The organism is Kamptonema sp. UHCC 0994, from assembly GCF_029167235.1.
Lineage (GTDB): Bacteria > Cyanobacteriota > Cyanobacteriia > Cyanobacteriales > Microcoleaceae > Kamptonema.
In genome coordinates this window covers 1-16938 of record NZ_JARFTR010000305.1, presented here as the reverse complement: position 1 = coordinate 16938, position 16938 = coordinate 1, and the positions used below count along the sequence as shown (strand labels likewise).

Sequence of the window (16938 nt, the reverse complement as noted above, 5' to 3'; positions counted from 1 at the left end):
ATTATTTAACTCCTACTTGATGCCGTTTTGGTTTGGGTTGTCCCACTTTTTTTGATCTTTTTCTGATTAAATTATTGCCAGAATGAAACTCTGGAAATAGCTTTGAATCTGACTTACTCTGGACTGAGATTACTGACAACCCCAGTTCTGTACGCAGTTGTTCGACTTCTGCTTCAAGAAGAGCATGGTTGCTCTCACCTTCCTTAATTTTCTTGAGGATATTCCGGCATTGAGCAACTCCTAAAGCTCGTCGTTCTAAATGTTTTTTCCCAACAGTAACAGCACCTTCTGCTATCGCATCTGCCAGTGCATTTCTCAACCAATTCTTAAGAATACCTACACATCCCAGACTCCGTTCATAGCAATAATCCCAATTTGATAATAAATCTGGCACTTCTGGCAATGGCAGATGTAATTGAAACCCCCAAACTACGCTTTGGAATATCTCTCTATCTTCTTTGACCTCAGCACGATATCGAGGAAAATGTACGTAAACACTACGTCTGCTTAATTGGTCGCCGATATCGTGAAGGGTGAGTAATTCGTAAGTCCCAACTAACCCGTGAACTACCTCGGTACGGTTAGCCAAGGACTTAATCGCTTCTGGTAAATCTGTTAGTTTTCGCCCACTGGCAACCATCAGTAGATGATGGGCTTCATCAATAAAAAATATCTTTGGTTTTCGATGTTTTAAAGCTTGTTCTAATGCCCAGCCTAAGTCAGTTTCAATGACTTTAGATTCGATGACAACTTGGCCGTTATTATTCCGATAGATTCCTCTTGTACCATAGTCTATTTTCTGGTCAATCAAGGGTTCATTGAGAGCAAATAAACAGCGTTTAATATGGTCTTTGGAGTTAAACAGCCCAGATTTTTGGACTACGGCTTCAACACTAGCAACTGGTAAGCGACCTGGGTCAGCTTCTAGTTCCGGTAACGTTGACTCAATCAACCATTTTTCAATTATCAGTCGCAGGGTTGTTTTTCCAACTCCAGTCGGCCCGTAAATAAAAATCACCCGCGATTCTCCCGACTCCTTAACTAGCAATTTGAGTAAATTAACGGCTTCGTCTAAGCGGGGATGTGCCATCGTATAGTTATCAAAGTAAGCCAATCTCTCTGCTTGAGATTGTGTCAGTAGAGATGCTGGAAATTGTTGGGGATAAGACATGATTAATAAGAGTCAAAAAGTTGGAGTTCTTTGGGATTAATCGAGAGACTATTGGTGCTGGGTTGGAAGGGTGAAGAACTCTCTTGAGTTGCAGGGCAGATGACTTCTAATTCTGGCGATTGGCTATCAATTTGAGTGGTCACAATTCCATAATCAATTACTCGGAAAACTTCCGTCATCTGAGCATCCATCAGCCGTTGTGAGAGTAGAACTTCTTCTGCCTCTGCACTGGCTAAAAATTCCGCTAACTTTTGGGCTCTAACTAAGAATTGCTTTTGATGATTTTGCTGCCGTTTTTGTAACTCGGCGGTGGCTAACCAAATCTCTTTTTCTGAGCGCCCTTTCAGGATGGAATAATATTCGCTAATACATTTAACCCATTGACCTCGGACATAGGCATAGGCAGTACCAGCATCAAATGGGTCGTATCTGATATTGACATAGGTGTGATGAATTTCTGGATCTTTAAAGGTATTAGACCAGTAGCGAATACCTCGGATTTGTACCCCTTGGCTGGGATGAACTTTGACTTGCCCTTTGGGTGTACTTGGTAAGGTTAATAGTTTCCAGTTTTCGTCATTACAAATTTGTCGATGGGAACGATTGCCGTATTCTGCTAACCCCGTTGTAAAAGCTGACTGAGGGGAAACTCCCAAAGCTGGATGTGGGGTGGTATCGTACTCTGAGTAAGCCCATTGGCATAAATACTGGTACAAACTACCTAAAGTCCACACTGCCAAATTTTGGGGATTGAATGATTTGGTGACTAACCTAACGTTTTTTGTGATTTGGGTATTCCCTGTCAGATTGTAGAGAAACTGGGTGTTGGCAGTGCCAAATAATCGTTCGCAAACTCCACTAAATCGCGATGCTGCTGGCGGTCGATGTTTGAGTGTGCATTCAAACCAAGCTAATAGGCTTTCAAAGTAGATACTGTGAAACTCTTTGCCGTTGTCAGTGATGATAATTTGCGGTAGGCGAGAATGCCGCATTACGCAAATTCGCAGTATCATCATACAACTGCGGTAAGAAGGCGGGTCAAAAGTAATATAAACGGCTAGAATTCTCCGGCTGTAGGCATCGACGAGAAAGGTAGCCCAAGGTCTACCCAGTACCAGTCCGGTTTTTGAACACCGAACTTCTATATCTAGCTGAGTATGGTCGATATGACCAATCTCGAAGGGACGGTCTCCATGTCGGGGTGTGGTCAGTTCTAACTCCCAGTAAAAAGGTTGCTGTGGGTAAGCCGCCCTTTTTCCTTGTCGTTTCAGGGTTTGGTTGTAGCCTGAATGTCGTTTGATTTCTTGAATGAATGTCTTGTAGCTAGGAATTTGGTTGTCTGGAATTCCGGCAGTTGAGCAGGCGCGGGCAAAAGCTCCGTAAACTTCAGATTTTCGTTTTTGTTTATGGGTTTCGTAATCTTGGGTAATAAACTCGGTCATCAGTTCTAAAATCTGTTGGGGCAGTTTGCGGTTGCGGTTGCCCTTGGTATGAGAAGTTGTTAGCAATCCGATGTACCCATAGCCGTACTTTTGCTGCGCGATGCGATATTTAGCCTGCCAGTCTCGCAAGGTGCGTTCCGGTATAGTTTGATTTGCTGTTGGTTGACCCCAAAGATGGGATTGGAGTAGATGGTAGCGCCGATTGGCTTGTTCTAAATCAGCAGGGCTGGCTTTCTTGAGTAAATCTGTGATTTGTTCGCTGAAAGTATTTGAGTTAGTAGTGGTTAAAGCTGTGATTTTTCCTAACTGAAGAAGGCGGTTAAACTCTGCGTGTCGCAATGCCACTAACTCTCCGGACTGATGGAGCAGAGCAACTTCTGTTTCACCGCTTTGAACTATGGTATAGCTTCTGCCATCCCAATGAATTGGGGTAGAGGGTGTTAGGTCTACCACTGGTAGATTAATAGCATCCCTTGAAGATGACGACTTCAGCGATTGATAGGTTTGTGCTGTGGTACGGTCTGGAAAAACTTGACAGTTTTGGGGTTCAACTAGAGGGGCTGCACTGAGGTCTACATAGATTTTTTCAGTGGCAATTAGGGAATAAATTTCATCGGGTTTAATTCCCAAATTCTGATCCAATAACTGGTTGAGCGCGATTCCTGGTTGGCTTGAGATTATGCGACTTAGCAGTTGAGTTGTTGCTGTTTGTAAAGTTGAATATTCACTTCGGTAATAGTCTTCTAAAAAGATGATGTTGCGTTGTAACACCCAATTTATTTGAGCCTCTGACCACACACAAAATTCCATCCCTAGTTGGGCTGCATATTCTGTTGCCAAGGGCATTTGCCAGTGACCATTTTCTCCAGAACTGTAATGCTTTCGCTGTTTTTCTACTTTCTTTTTCAGTTCTCTTTCTGTTTTACACTCTATCCATCCAGCAGTTGTTCTTTTGAGTACAAAAAAGTCTGGAGTGTAGAAAAAGCAGATGTTTCGACCTGACTGTGACTGATATTGCAGCTTAATTGATGGTGGCTGGTCGTAAAATTCTAAGATATTCCAGTCGTGTTCTAGTTGGTAGATTAATGCTAGCTCTAGCTTGTGGGATTCAAACTGAATGCTTCTGCCCATTTTCTGACTGGGATAAAATCCAGAAACATTCTTTCTCCCCCCACCTACGCGCCGTGCTGGTTCACTGCTGCGGATGATTTCTATTGTCTTTTTTTGCAGTGCCGATAGGTTGTTACGATTACACCAGTTATCGAACTCTTCTGTTGTGAGCATACTGGCATCTCCAGCTTGGGTTCTAGATGCAACTCACAACTAATGCCTTGTTTTTTCTTGGACACAGGGGTAAAGCTTTTACCTTCAAGTCCTCTTGGCACTGGCTTGAGTGCTTGATTTAAGCTTACCGCTTCCAATGACAGAAAAAATCTTAAATTTTTGGCAGCTTTATGGTTCCATTTTTAGTTAACGGCAATCTTATGCTTCCAACTGTGCAGATGTCGGGTGGCTACTTAACGCTACAGTGAATGTCACAGCCACAGTCGCGGCAAGTTTATCCTTCCAGTCGTGGCAATCTTATGGGTACATTGACATAATAGTATATGACAAATTAGGCATGGGTTGTTTCTTGCCCAGGCTCTCGATTTTTATGTTTTCCCCGCATCTGAGCAACATTCTCCTGAGACGCTGCACCTAAAACCTTCTCAGCAAGCTTGGCAACTACAGCTTGCCGTAGTTGAGAGTTGTCGGGCAGTTTTGCAAGAATATCATCAACTAAACGGTCAACTTGGTCTTGGCGATCGCGGTCAATTCCTACCATCTGGTTAATTTCTTGACCATCAGGACGAGTGACTGTAATTCTGCGAGCATCAAAACCCGCACCTTTGGCAACAACCTCCTTCTGTAGGGCTTCCAAGTTTTTGAAGCGCCTAGCGATATCGCTAAGCTTAATTTCAAACATTGTAATATCATCATCTATCCAAGACTCCGGCGGCTTATCGGTGACAACCATCAACAGTGCCTCTAACCACAATTGTTTTGCCTTCGTCTCATCTATTGCCACCTCGGTAAAACGCTTGAGAGTTGGTTCAATACATTGTCCCGCCAAATGACTCGATCGAACCCGCAAATCTTCCCGCAGCTTAGTTTCACTACTGCGAACAGCGAAGGCATTGTAAAGGAGAGATTCACATTTACTGAGTAATTCATCGTAAGCAGTCTGAATCTCTCGAAGCGCTTGAACTAGCCTTTGTCGGAGCATTTTAGCCATTGTACCGTCATCAGTTTCCCCTGTACCGATCGCAGGTAATTTGCAAGCTTTGGGCAAAGATGTAAACAATAGCTCATCTGGTTCTTGAGCCTGTTGTAAGGTTTGCAAAACTGCTAATGCTTCCGCACTAAGCTGCTTGGTTTTCTTAGTGTAAGCAGGTAGCTTTTTCACGAACTGGAATAATGGTGTAGCCACCGTTATCAGTGTGACGTTTCGCATCCGGGCTAGTTTGTTCGCATTGGGATTGCGTAAAATTGCCTCAAGCTCCTTAAAAACTTGAGACCGCAGCCCCACCACTTCAAAATATTTAACTGCAAACCGGGAAGGGTCTTTAACCAACAGCTCAAAATGTTCGGCTCCCAACACCGGGATAAACGTGCCGTCTTTGTATACGCCAACATCGTCAATGTGGTACAACAAAACAGCCGCTAGCAGCACCGGAATTACACCCCGTTTTACTCCAATTGGCGGTGCTTCCAATTGCTTATAAAGATTGTCTAAAGTCTGCTGTTTGTCCTTGGCCAAAAGACAGAACTCCTCAATTACCTGCCATCCAGTCAACACGCCGGAGTCTTCATGAGGTGGGAAAAATCCCCAGTCTCCATCTTCAGACCTGTGAATACCTGTCTTCTCCAGCACAGAAAAATACATACTAACTTCAGGGCCATATCCCTGCAAACCCAGTCGTTCTTGCTCTGGATCTTCAAGCATTGCTTCAATCAGTTCCCGTCTGGCTTTAGCACCTTGAGAAGTTAATTCACGGCGATTAATTAACTCATTCCAAAGGATAATACCTTGACCGTAAACCTCATCGCAGACATCCGAAAGCTTGCCGTTGAAATCTGTAACGTGACCGATTGTTTCTTGTTTTCCCTGTATCCAACAGCAGCTCTTTGGGTCTGCCACATCAAAAGCTTGTGAGAGTGTTTCATCTAACAATTGTTCTGCTTGAACCAACCGATATCGAACTTCCTTCCTTGCTACCCCATCATTTTGCAACTCAGGGGCACTGGTTTGAATTTTTTTCAGTGCTGCAAATTCCCTCGCTCTGCTTCGCAGTAAATCTAGTTTGGCAGCACGCAACACAATCAGCGGAGTCCCATCAGCCGCAGTAGATGGCACATCAGTTAGGCTAGCTTCATCCACCCAATACCCCACCAAACCATCACTGCCATTGCTGGCACATCGCAGTTTTTTTAAGTCTTCTAAACCATCAAGATACCTGCGCTCAAAGTAACGCAGCGTACCTGTTTTGTAGCTGTGACGCTGAGCAACCAAGGGTGTGAGGGGACGGATGGCGGAAAGAAGATTGACTAAAGAAGAGCGCTCTTGTTCGAGATATTTTGTCAGTTCAATATCGACATTAAAGTCCGAACCTTCCCAAATCCGCAACTCGTCCAGTTGTCGCCGATGATTGACAAGACCCTTCTGTATAAGATTTTCAATTACTTGTTGCCAGTGACTTAAGGTAGTGTCAGAAGGACTGTCACACATCGCTAGCGACACCAAAGTACGAGTTGCCATCACCGCACCTGTAGTAGTCACGAGGTTTAAAATCCCAATCGCTTTTAAAACTCGCAGACTATCAGTATCTTTACGTTTAGCATCGTCAATTAAATTCTGAATTTCTACCCACCGCTGGAGATTTGGTCGTGAAGCTAAACCCATCCCCACCGCTTCGATGAAATAGTCGTAAACTCTATCCAACTTCAGCGTCGGCAGAGACTCTTTCCCCCTTTCGGGCAAGCAATCTACAACCGCAGTTTCCTCTAAAAATTTCCTAAAAGAATAGGGTTCAGCGCTAGTGAGAAATGTAAATAACGATCGGTCATTTTGGGCATAGCGAGTGCAGAGAATTGGCAACACCAACGCTACGATGGGATGCAACGGGTAGACCTCATCCAGCAAGTTGAGTGTAAAATCATCCTTGATGTCACTTGGCAAACCCTCCAACCATTCTGCGGCTTGGCTATTGATGGCACAGAGAATTGCTTCTGCATTAGAGCGATTGATTGCTTGACCAATCAATCGCATCATCTGTGCTGGAGAATCATTAAACGATATATGCTCAAATCTTCCCTCAATCTTCGCCCATTCGTTGCGCTGTACAGAGGCTAATCTTTCGCCATAATCGGTAAATGCTTGGTGCAACAGACCTACTATATAAACCTGAGAACCGTTATCTCTTGACAGTTCAGCAAGTTGCTGCAACAGATATAAGTCTTCAGCGCCTTGGTTTTGGACAGCAAATTCTAAATTTTTGCCCAGTTCGTCAATAATTAGCAGCATATCTGTTTTCGCAGATGCGGCTACTTCCTGCACTAAGTTGAGGACTTTCCGACTATCTACTGCCCCTCCTGTTGCAACAAGTCCTGCAATATCTACCAGTTTTTTAGCTGCGTCTAATTTATTTCTATCTTGAACTGACCAAAAAACCTTTGCTCCTTGTTCTAAAGCACGCACAATCGTATGCGAGAGCGGTTCCCGCTGTGCTGTAGCTACTGCTCGAAACAACCCCTGACTCGGTATATTCTCTTTTAAAGCGAGGTACTCACAACTATCCGAGCCTAATGGTTCTGATGCAATTTCTAGCGCCTTTTGGCGCATCTGACTGCTTTGGGGAGCGCACAGAGATGCCAGAAAATGGGCAAAGGCAGATTTTCCCGTACCATAGACGCTAGTTAAAGTCCAAGCGCTTCTGGATTGCTTTTGGGTTAATCCAGCTAGGATGCGTCTGAGGGCATTAACTGACCTCTCAGTTGGGATATATCCCAGCAAGGCATCGATTTTTTCTAAATCCCGCTCGATGTTGATGGAACGAGAGTAGCGACGATTGAGGCTGAAGTATTGAGATAACGGTTTGTTCATCGTTTTACTCTCGCGTACCGTCTCCCTTTGTAATACTTATCTAGGATATCAAGAGCTAGCTTCTCTGGATCGTTCGTAAAGGAAAATTGAATTAAACCAGCCGATTCAGACAGTTGGATTGAGTCCGAATGTCTTGCCACCAGTTCAATTGCGTCGCAGATAGCACTCTGGGAAAGCTTAAATGCCATACCGGGGCTGCCAATATCGTAAAGGAGGCGAGAGATGGCTATAGTCCTTGACCCGCGACCAACCCAGCTAGCATATTCTAAGCAGGCTGAAACGACTATCTCTGCTGGTAAATTCCTCGCTTGACCAACTCGGAATGTGTAGTGCCTGGAGTCTCCGGCTGTGCGAATGATTCCCAGTTCAGTAAAGGGACAATCCAGGCTGTCCTCAGTTACACCGGTCTTGGGAGTTCCTTGTTCCACATACATTCGCAAAATACAGGTGACATCCTTTTTCAGGGAAGACTCGGCGATGCGAGGTGCCACACTATCTCTGTAATCGCATAAAGCATTGAATAATTCGTCTTGGGAAAATTCCACTGCCCGAAAAACGTTGAACGTAAAATGCCAAGCTGTTGCCAGACAGGGCGGTTTGAGTAGGTTCCAGTGCAGTAGCCATAGTGTTGCGGGATCTTCACTGAAAGGGTCCCAACCATCATCTTTTAAGAGGCGATCGCCATTGTCTGAGGAGGCATTATCTGGTAGCACTTTGAAAGCATTGCACCAGTAGCGAATGGCATTTACCATGTTTTTCCCAACACCCAGCCTTACTGGGGCATCTTCCCGCAAGAATACTTCTGGATCTTGTGTGGCTGCATCAAAACCCTTTTTGAGCCAGCCAAACCGGGGATGAAAAGTCTCGTGTCTGGCAAAGACCGGATTCCCACTATACGCTGGATTTAGGGTACTAAATATGTCTTGGTCGGGCTGTTTCACTGTGACTTCTGCTTGGGTTGGTACTCGCGAGCGTTCTCAAGCACCAGTTTTGTTGTAGGTATAGGCTAAAACATACACCAAATTCAGACGGGAAACGCATTCACCCTGACTCAGCCGATAAAATTTTGAGGACAGCCTGCGATCTCATCGACATCAAGGGCGTTTTCACCCACAGCTTCCGGCTAACGGCCCTGACACTGATAAGTAACCCTGGCATTCCCTTGCGGGTGATCTAGAGGATGTCTAGTCATCACAGCTTAAACCAACTTCAAAGGTATGTTGACTAGACATCCTGTGAGACAAAAACTCTCAAATAAAAAGCCCTCGCCTAGATTCAGACGGGGGAAGAAAAGGACAGTAAAGCGCAAGAGGTTGTCTCCTTTCACCAAAATATATTTCCCACTACGACAGGAGTTATGCAACAGGCAGCACTATCGTAGCCCACACCTCACTAATACTTTACACCCTTTATTGTCTAAAGGTCTAATAGGTTTAACTGTATACGCAACTGCTCAACATTCTTGATTTGGCTCCAGTCCACATCAGCCTGTTGTAACAGAGAAATCGCCACACCCATCAAATGCTGGGGGTACACTCGTTCTGCTGGTGGCACAGCTTGGGCGTTGTTGTCCCTAACAAGTCTGGCTGTATCTGCTAACCATTCCTGCTGGTTGCGAGTAATTTTGAAATTGACCGCTACCAGTTTCTCCTTGGAATTAGCCCCTGTCGCAGCTTCAACCGGAGGGTCAAGAGCAGGTGCCCTATCAGCTTCCATATCTACTGGTGCTGGTGACTGCTTAATTCCCGAAAACTGGCTCAGCTTTCCAATCCCCCCCATCTTACTTTTAGGTTTGTTCACGACAACCTCCACAATTTTTTGCACTCTTTAGCTAAAAACCGATAAGATGAAGCACCGGAGGACTTGGCAGCATAGGCGGTGACAGGCTTTTGCTGAGCAATGGATTCTGCCACAGCAATGTTGTCAGGAATCACCGTATGCAGCAGCCGATAGTCCAGTTCCACAGAAGCCTCAACCAGCAAACTGTCAGCTTCCTGGGTTAACAGCAAGCGCGACTTATAGCGAGTCCGTAACACCTCAATTGGCACTCCTGTTTGCTCCCCTCGAATTAATTCCACCGCTTCCGACAACCCTTTGAGGGCAGCCGGTTCGCACAGAGTCGGAATCAACACGCGATCGCACGCCAACAGAGCCTGTACCGAAACAGAGGAAAGCCCTGGCGAACAGTCCATCAGGCACACATCAAACCCCTTCAGCTTAGAGAGGGCTGGGGTGAATAAATCATGAGGTGACTGCAACTGGAACAGTCCCAAATCCCCCGGAATCAGCCACAGATTTTTTACCTCCGTGTTTAATGGCTCTACGTTATCCCCCTGAAGCCAATCAAAAGCTGTCGGCTGCTGACCGTCTTGACCTAACCCAAAACTGAGGGTGCGCTGCCCATCCAAGTCGAGCAGCAGGACGCGGCACTTAGTTGCAGCGAGACAAGCTCCTAAGTTTAAAACTGTGGTACTTTTCCCCGTACCGCCCTTGAAATTGAAAATAGCGACCTTCAACATAAAATCCTATTAAGGTCTAATTATTGTTTAGCTTAACACTTTTATGCGTTTAAGTGTTAAACGTTTAATATATTAAACGTCTAATATGTTTAACAGTTTAGGGGTAAGTCCGAGGTCAGCCGCAGATTGGCAGTTACATCATGAGTAAGGTAAGTAGGTACGCGAAACCCGTTTCTTGATAAAACCGGGTTTCTAGGGTGTACTTCATAAACCTGCAATTTGCTGCTTGCTGTAAAGTCTGGGGTTTTTTGTCTGATCGGTTAGACCCAAAGTCAACTGGGGCGATTGCTCTTTTGGGTAACGATCGCTAGCTTGCGGTAATTGATTAAACAGTTAAACGTATTATACCTTTAGCTGTTTAGATGAATATCCCATAACTGGCTTTTCAGGCAACTGAAGCAATGTCGCGCTGGGGCATAGCGTTCCGTTAACTGCGATCTCCGTGCTACCCTATGCTGATAGCTCAACAAATGCCTTGGCTTTCTTGAGGCGATCGCACCACCTTCAGTTAGGATATTCGCGATCGCTCGCCCTTGCTTACCGCATTGTCCGCTTAGAACCCCAACTGGAACAAATAGATCAGGGCTGGACTTGACGAAAGGGAAACCGAGACCGGCTTAAGGGTGCAGGCGGCTAGCGAGAGCATAAATTTTAGGAAACGCTCGAATCATACGCTATTTTCAGAGACGGCGGAGCGCATGGCTGCCTGCTCCCCCTAGATAACTCAATCGTATAGGATCAAGGTTGAATGGCGGATAATGTTATTCAGGGTGAAGGTTTCACGGTCAGAGAAAGCAAATTCGACTTCTTTTTCGGGCGCGTTACTTCCGACCCAACTAATACCCAGAGGTCGTTACAAAATTTAAGAGAATTGAGTCGGCTGGGAATTGACGAAGCAACGGGTGGCAGAGAAAGGCTCATGCAAATCTTTCGGGAGGGCTTAAATGCGCCTGAAATTCCTGAAGATAGGAGAGATACTGAATATGGTACTAGCATTACCCGCAAACTCGAAGTGAGCGGTACTGAAGCAACGGGAGCCATTTTTATCCGCTATTATTACCCAGAAAGCGACCTGGGAGCCATCCCTCAAGTAGCCTCACTTGTTGTCAAAACTTATCGATAAAAACTGCGATGAAAATTCAGATTATTAACGAAGTTGACTTTAATCAAATTGATGCTTCTCGGCAACTGATAGCCACCGAGTATTCACGCCAATTTGCCATCATTGACCTGGGCGAAAATTTGGGAGTTTACGGCATTAGTTGGAACAGCGATTTAATTAAACCGATGGTGAAACTTTCACCAGACGGACAAACGATTTGGGTGGGTGTTGAACAAAAGGTAGCTGCGATTTGTAGGGAAACGGGTAAGATTTTGCTAACTTTGCCGCTAACTTCCTATTTGGTGCAAATGCTAACTTTAGAGAAAGTTACTGCTGTCATTACTGAAGAAGACTTTTTACTTTTCAACCGCCGAGGCTCTATCCGCTCTAATAAAACTTTACCTGATACAGCGATTGGAATGTCGCTGGTTGAAGGCAATTTAGTGATAAAATTACTGTCGGGCGAGTGTTTAATCATCAACCCTGAAACTGGCAGTTTTCAGAAGGCTTTAGCCAAGAAACAGGCTGCAACGTTACTTTTTGACCCGGTTCCAAACGCAGGTGGATAGCAGTTGTTGGCATCGCCATCTCTTTTTTACTCAGTAATTCATCTTATTGTTCATCATAAGGAATCTGCAACAACTGCACAGCTTTACGCTTAGCTTCCTCGCCCCGCAAATCGTATTTTTGAGTCGTCGCCGGGTCAGCGTGTCCCGCCAACTTGCTTACCGTCAAAACATCCGCACCCGCATCTAACAATTCGCTAATAAACGTGCGGCGGAAGTCGTGAGGCGAAAAGTCCAGCACTCCTGCTTGCACCCCCCGCTTCAGGAGAATTGCCATCACCGCCTGGTCTGTCATCCGCCTGACCTTGACGTGATTTCCCTTCATCACTGGGCAAATTAGAGCGCCTTTATCAGTTCCTCTCACCTTAATCCAAGCCTGAACTGCGGCGATCGCACCGGAAGGCAAATACACAGTGCGAACTTTTTTCCCTTTCCCCGCCAGGACTTGCATCGAGCCAGATTCCGCATCAAAGTCAGCTAAATCCAAGGCTACCGCCTCACTCCGCCGCAACCCCGACCCCGCTAAAATCGCAATCAGCGCCGCATCGCGATCGCCAATCAGATCGGTGTCACGCCGACAATTTTCCAGCAGCGTCGCAATCTCGCTATGCTTCAACAGCCGTCCTCTCAAGGGAGAATCGCCCCGCACGCTCTTGAAATCCACCAGCCGCGCGTATTCGTCAGCACTAATAAACCCCAACCGCTGCGCTTCCTTGAGAGTCCGCCGCAGGGCGCACAGCATCCGGTTTGCCGTTGCCGGAGCATACTGTTCCATCAATACTGAGCGAATCGCGGCAACGTGGGGGTATCTCAACTTTGACCAGTCGAGCGACAAAGCATTCATTGAAGCGTCATTAGTCAGCATTCGGGCAATCACATCCAAAGCTTTCCGCATCGTGCGCCGGGAGCCAGAAGTCAAACTAGACAAGTAAACGGCCGCCGGATGAAGCGTCAGCGGCACGGGGTAAGTTAAAACGATATCTGACTGAGCGGTATAAAACTCTGGCATTTGGTACTCACTAACCCAGTCGCTGCTCGACAAGTATGGGGTGATTATACCGCCTCTGTTTACTTCAGTAAATCATACTTTCCATAAAGTATAAATGCTTATTGCAAGTTTGAGCGTTTAGTTTTGCAGGCTGCATCCTATGTGGCTATCTACCCCTAGATAATCCAGTTCTGCTCCTAACCTAACCCCTCAACCGCTAACCGCTGCTCAACACTCAGAGTTTCTAGCGCCTCTGCTACGGGTAAGTATCCATATCGGCTGAGAATGTGATGCAGACAGGTTTTTGCTGTTTCCACCATCCCCTCAGCAATCCGCGCCGCCACGTCCGCCAGTTCGCGGGCCACAGCCCATATTTTTTCTCTGGGAGTAGCTGAGTTTTCTGTCACAGCTTCTGCTGTATTTTGTATATTTAAGGGGGGAGCTGTGACAACCTCTACACCAATAGGAGAGGGTGATTCAGCCATTTTCGCAGAGGCGATTTTTTCAGCCATTTTTTGACAGACTAGAGGGTAAAGCTCATCCCAGTTTTGAGGGCGGCTGGCATCAGAAAAGCGATATTGCCAAACTCGCTTATCCCCCTCCCTGACTTGAGAGGCCTTCAGCTTAACCCCGATAAATTTCAGTAAGCGGTTGAGATATTGCATGGGAGAGCTTTTGCCGGGATGTCCAAGTAGGGCAGCGGCTGACTTGGTTTTACAAATCCTCACCAGTTCCAAGACTTCAGGGGATTTATCCGTCCAGACCTTTGAAGCGTCAAGGAATTGATTAATCCCCAATTTTGAGAGAAGTTTGAGTTTGAGCCATTGGTTGTTCAGGTCAGGCAAGAAAGTTCTAAACTCACGGTTCCATTTTTGCCGTTGTAGCAGTTCAGCGTCCTCTGGGTTTTCAAGTTTCCAGTTGGCATAGAGCTGATTGAGCAAATCTCTGTCAGTGAAGCGGATACGGTAAACAAACTCCCAAGTCCAAAGCTCAGTATTTTCAATGCCTGGTAGCCGCGCTAAAAGGCGATATTTGATGGCTTTGCAGCAATCCTCCCATTCAGCATTGCTTCCCTCAATTTCTAAGTATTTTTCTAGGGTGATAAATTCAGAATTGAAAATCTGCTTTGCTTCTTCTTCTTTAGAAAGCTTTTTAGCATCAGCAAAGCTCATTCCCTCATCGTAAATGGCATCAGGATTAAGCAAATCTGAGAAGCTAATCCGATTGACTTCATAGCCGCCATCCTCAAAAGCTTTAAGTAAAAATCGCCGTAAATTACGCCCTTCGACGGCATCTTTGCCCTTGATTTTTGCCCAAGCTTCTAAGTGTGGGGAATCAATTTGAGCCTTGATTGCTTCTTTGATTGCGGCTGTATTTTCTTCAGGAGAAAGTGCTTTCATTTCAGCCGTGACCCGCTCCTCAAGGTCTTTAATTAGCTGACCTGAGAAGGGATTAGAATCATTATTGCTTGCAAATTTACGTTCAGCACAGCAGATCACAATCCTTTCTGGATGCCTTACCCTGCGGGACATTTGGAGGCATTCATCAACGCCAATGACCCCGCGAAAAATGCAGAAAACATCAGAGAAATACTTGCCAGAAACTTCTACGCTATCAAGCTTTGCTTTGATTGAGATATCAAGACCACTTTCAGCCGTTGGGGTAAATATGATAAATTCTGGCTTATGCTTTCTGATGTAGTTGTCAGGATTAGCTAGAAATTCCTTAGCCCATTTTTTAGTAGCTGTTTTGCTGCTTAATAAGATGCCTTTTTTGCCTTGAGCGGTGAACATTTTGTAAAGGGCTTCGGCATCATTGAGGGAATCTGTGGCAATTGCGGGGCAATTTACTCCCATGATTCCTTGAGCTAGATATTCAAATTCGGATTTAGCAATTCGACATCTGCCTTTGGGAAGTTCAAGGAAAGTTACGGGTGGGGTGTCACCCTTGAAATTGTTTTTAATCCTGATAATTGGCAAGCCAAAAACCTGGGCTACCCAATTAGCAACCAAGTCAGAATTATTGCCATCAGTTGCAATAATTCGGTTGATATTAGGGGCAATCTTTTTTAGATAATCCAGAATTTCAGGTCGTTTTTCTTTACAAGTGCTGCTGGTAAGCAAGTGTTTCAGGCTGCTTGAAGCTTCATCCAAAATAATATCTGCACCCTCGAAAATTTCAGGGGGAAGCTTGAGCAGGGAATCCCAACACAGACTGATCCGAGCATTCGGGTCATAAAGAAATCGGCGACCATCGTGTTCATCCAGATGGTAGCTACCAATTTTTTGAGCCATCTGTAGCAGTAGGCTGTTACGGTAGCCGATATTGATTTGCTTGCCGGGTTGTGGGGCAATCTTGTCAGCTAAGTATTGAGTTTTGCCCGTACCAAGTCCTGAATTGATGAGAGTGGCTTTGCCATGCTCAGGGGCTTCTATGTCGAGGTAACGCTGGTTAACTACTCTGTCGGGTGAGAAGCCTTTGTAAGAACGCCACAATTTCTCATCCTGTAATTGCTTGAGGGATTCAGCGGCGGCTAGAACGCGATCGACATCTCCCCCGGCGACGGCAAAATCGTCAATCCCTTTTTGCGGGCCTGGTAATCTGGCAATCTTGACAGTTGACCTTTTAAATAGTCTGCCAAGAATCACCGCGTTGACCCATTCAGTTGACTTGAAATAATCACCGGGGCGGTAGTCAAATGCGATCGTAACATCACGACCATCATCGAACGGCAACAAGTCTGGGTGCAATTCCCGTGCGAGCGCTTTGCCTTTAAAATCTCTGTCTGTTACGCGCCATCCCATTGAGATGCCGGGAATTGATATCGCTGCGTAACCAAGGCTGAGCAAGCATCCTGCTTTTTTCTCACCTTCTGTTAGGGTGAGAGGAATTTGATTTTTAAGTACCCATGCCCAAAAACCCAGAGCCGAGCCTTCTTGTGTAACCTCTATGTAACTAGGCAGGGCGATACCATACCGCGCCGCAACTTTCTCCCAGATGTGAAGCGGTACTTTGAGGAATGCGATCGGGGCTTTACTCCCTTCAGGGTTGCGGTACTTTACGACTTTCCATTTTCCGTTTTTGCCATTCTCAGGTTTGAGTAAGGGCCCTTCTAAAATCTTGACGCGACCGTTGCAGATCCAGCCGTGTGACAGTGGAGTGTTGTCAAAGTCTACGCAGCGTTCCCAAAGTCTCAGGTACTTGGCGTTGAGGCGGCCCGCGTTGAGGCGCTGCGGGTGGGGATAGAGAACTTCAAATAAGTCTGCGCCAGCGATCTCCTCTACGTTGAGGTTAATGATTCCATCGTCAACGCCAGAGTCTAACCAATCTTGGCGGTAGTCAGTGCGAGCGCTGCTCTGATAGACGGGCGAGTTGGGGAGTGTCAGAGGGGGGTACATTTATTTTGCCCCCCCAAATTTCAATCGGAGAGTACCGCCATCGCCATATTTTTGAAGCCATACCGCACCATCTCGATGGGTCTGCCCCTTCTCATTTTTTGAAAATTCCATCGGTGTTCCTTTGTAAGGGTTAACACCGCTTTTGCAGGGGTCTGTTGTTTAAAGTTGTCAAAATAGGGACTGCAATCACAAAAAGTGTGATTGAGTTGACTATTGACACCGTTTTTGTTACATTTACATAACAAATATTTTTTTTGAGACCCGATCTGCAAAACCGGGTGTAAATGTTGCGGTGACTCCAATCACCGCAACAATTTTATTTTTTGGGTAGTTTTATCGATTTTCGCTTCAGTTTCATAGATTTTCCCTCAATTGAATATTTTTAGAGTATTCTCTCACCAAAAGCGCTCAAGCGATCGCCCTGCAATAGCTTGATGCTCTTCTAGGCCAATTCGGTTGGAGGCAAGCCAGCGCGAAAAATCGGCTCTTTCGGCATCCTGTGGTAAAATGTATCAGATACTACATTTTACTAGGTTGCGACCAATGGATCTTCACTTAGATATTTTATTAAATTTACCGAATGTAAGTGTTTTTACTTGTTATGATCGA

11 protein-coding genes are annotated in these 16938 nt (G+C 45.6%); 3 read left to right on the top strand and 8 right to left on the bottom strand.

The annotated features are described in order from the left end of the window. Nucleotide 1: 1 nt before the first annotated feature. From PY364_RS28030 to PY364_RS28005, 6 genes are all read right to left on the bottom strand, one after another. Nucleotides 2-1171, bottom strand: a complete 1170-nt coding sequence (locus PY364_RS28030; RefSeq protein ID WP_275570984.1) for an AAA family ATPase — start codon at nucleotides 1169-1171, stop codon at nucleotides 2-4. Nucleotides 1172-1173: 2 nt separating this feature from the next. Further along, nucleotides 1174-3897, bottom strand: coding sequence for a TnsA endonuclease N-terminal domain-containing protein (locus tag PY364_RS28025; RefSeq protein ID WP_275570983.1), 2724 nt, complete (start codon nucleotides 3895-3897; stop codon nucleotides 1174-1176). Nucleotides 3898-4228: 331 nt separating this feature from the next. Further along, nucleotides 4229-7756: a hypothetical protein gene (locus tag PY364_RS28020; protein ID WP_275570982.1), complete on the bottom strand. Its 3528-nt coding sequence runs from the start codon at nucleotides 7754-7756 to the stop codon at nucleotides 4229-4231. Beyond that, the gene (locus tag PY364_RS28015) at nucleotides 7753-8697 is read right to left on the bottom strand and encodes a DUF4007 family protein (protein WP_275570981.1); all 945 of its coding nucleotides are present in this window, start codon (nucleotides 8695-8697) and stop codon (nucleotides 7753-7755) included. Before PY364_RS28015 ends, PY364_RS28020 begins: the two co-directional genes overlap by 4 nt. 475 nt (nucleotides 8698-9172) lie before the next feature. Beyond that, nucleotides 9173-9556: a hypothetical protein gene (locus PY364_RS28010; protein WP_275570980.1), complete on the bottom strand. Its 384-nt coding sequence runs from the start codon at nucleotides 9554-9556 to the stop codon at nucleotides 9173-9175. Further along, entirely contained in the window at nucleotides 9553-10275 is a 723-nt protein-coding gene (locus PY364_RS28005; RefSeq protein ID WP_275570979.1) for a ParA family protein, read from the bottom strand. The genes PY364_RS28010 and PY364_RS28005 overlap by 4 nt, the downstream gene beginning before the upstream one ends. A 442-nt stretch (nucleotides 10276-10717) precedes the next feature. Here PY364_RS28005 and PY364_RS28000 point away from each other — a divergent pair, with 442 nt between their 5' ends. From PY364_RS28000 to PY364_RS27990, 3 genes are all read left to right on the top strand, one after another. After that, nucleotides 10718-10870 carry a hypothetical protein gene (locus PY364_RS28000; protein ID WP_275570978.1) on the top strand — a complete coding sequence of 51 codons (153 nt, stop codon included), beginning with the start codon at nucleotides 10718-10720 and terminating at the stop codon, nucleotides 10868-10870. A gap of 153 nt (nucleotides 10871-11023) precedes the next feature. Continuing rightward, complete coding sequence (locus tag PY364_RS27995) at nucleotides 11024-11398, top strand: hypothetical protein (RefSeq protein WP_275570977.1); 375 nt, start codon at nucleotides 11024-11026, stop codon at nucleotides 11396-11398. A gap of 8 nt (nucleotides 11399-11406) precedes the next feature. Then, complete coding sequence (locus PY364_RS27990) at nucleotides 11407-11946, top strand: hypothetical protein (protein WP_275570976.1); 540 nt, start codon at nucleotides 11407-11409, stop codon at nucleotides 11944-11946. Nucleotides 11947-11989: 43 nt separating this feature from the next. Here PY364_RS27990 and PY364_RS27985 read toward each other — a convergent pair whose 3' ends face one another. After that, nucleotides 11990-12952 carry a site-specific integrase gene (locus PY364_RS27985; protein WP_275570975.1) on the bottom strand — a complete coding sequence of 321 codons (963 nt, stop codon included), beginning with the start codon at nucleotides 12950-12952 and terminating at the stop codon, nucleotides 11990-11992. A 176-nt stretch (nucleotides 12953-13128) separates the two neighbouring features. Further along, nucleotides 13129-16329 (bottom strand): plasmid replication protein, CyRepA1 family, encoded by a 3201-nt coding sequence (locus tag PY364_RS27980; RefSeq protein WP_275570974.1) that lies wholly within the window; start codon nucleotides 16327-16329, stop codon nucleotides 13129-13131. Nucleotides 16330-16938 lie beyond the last annotated feature (609 nt).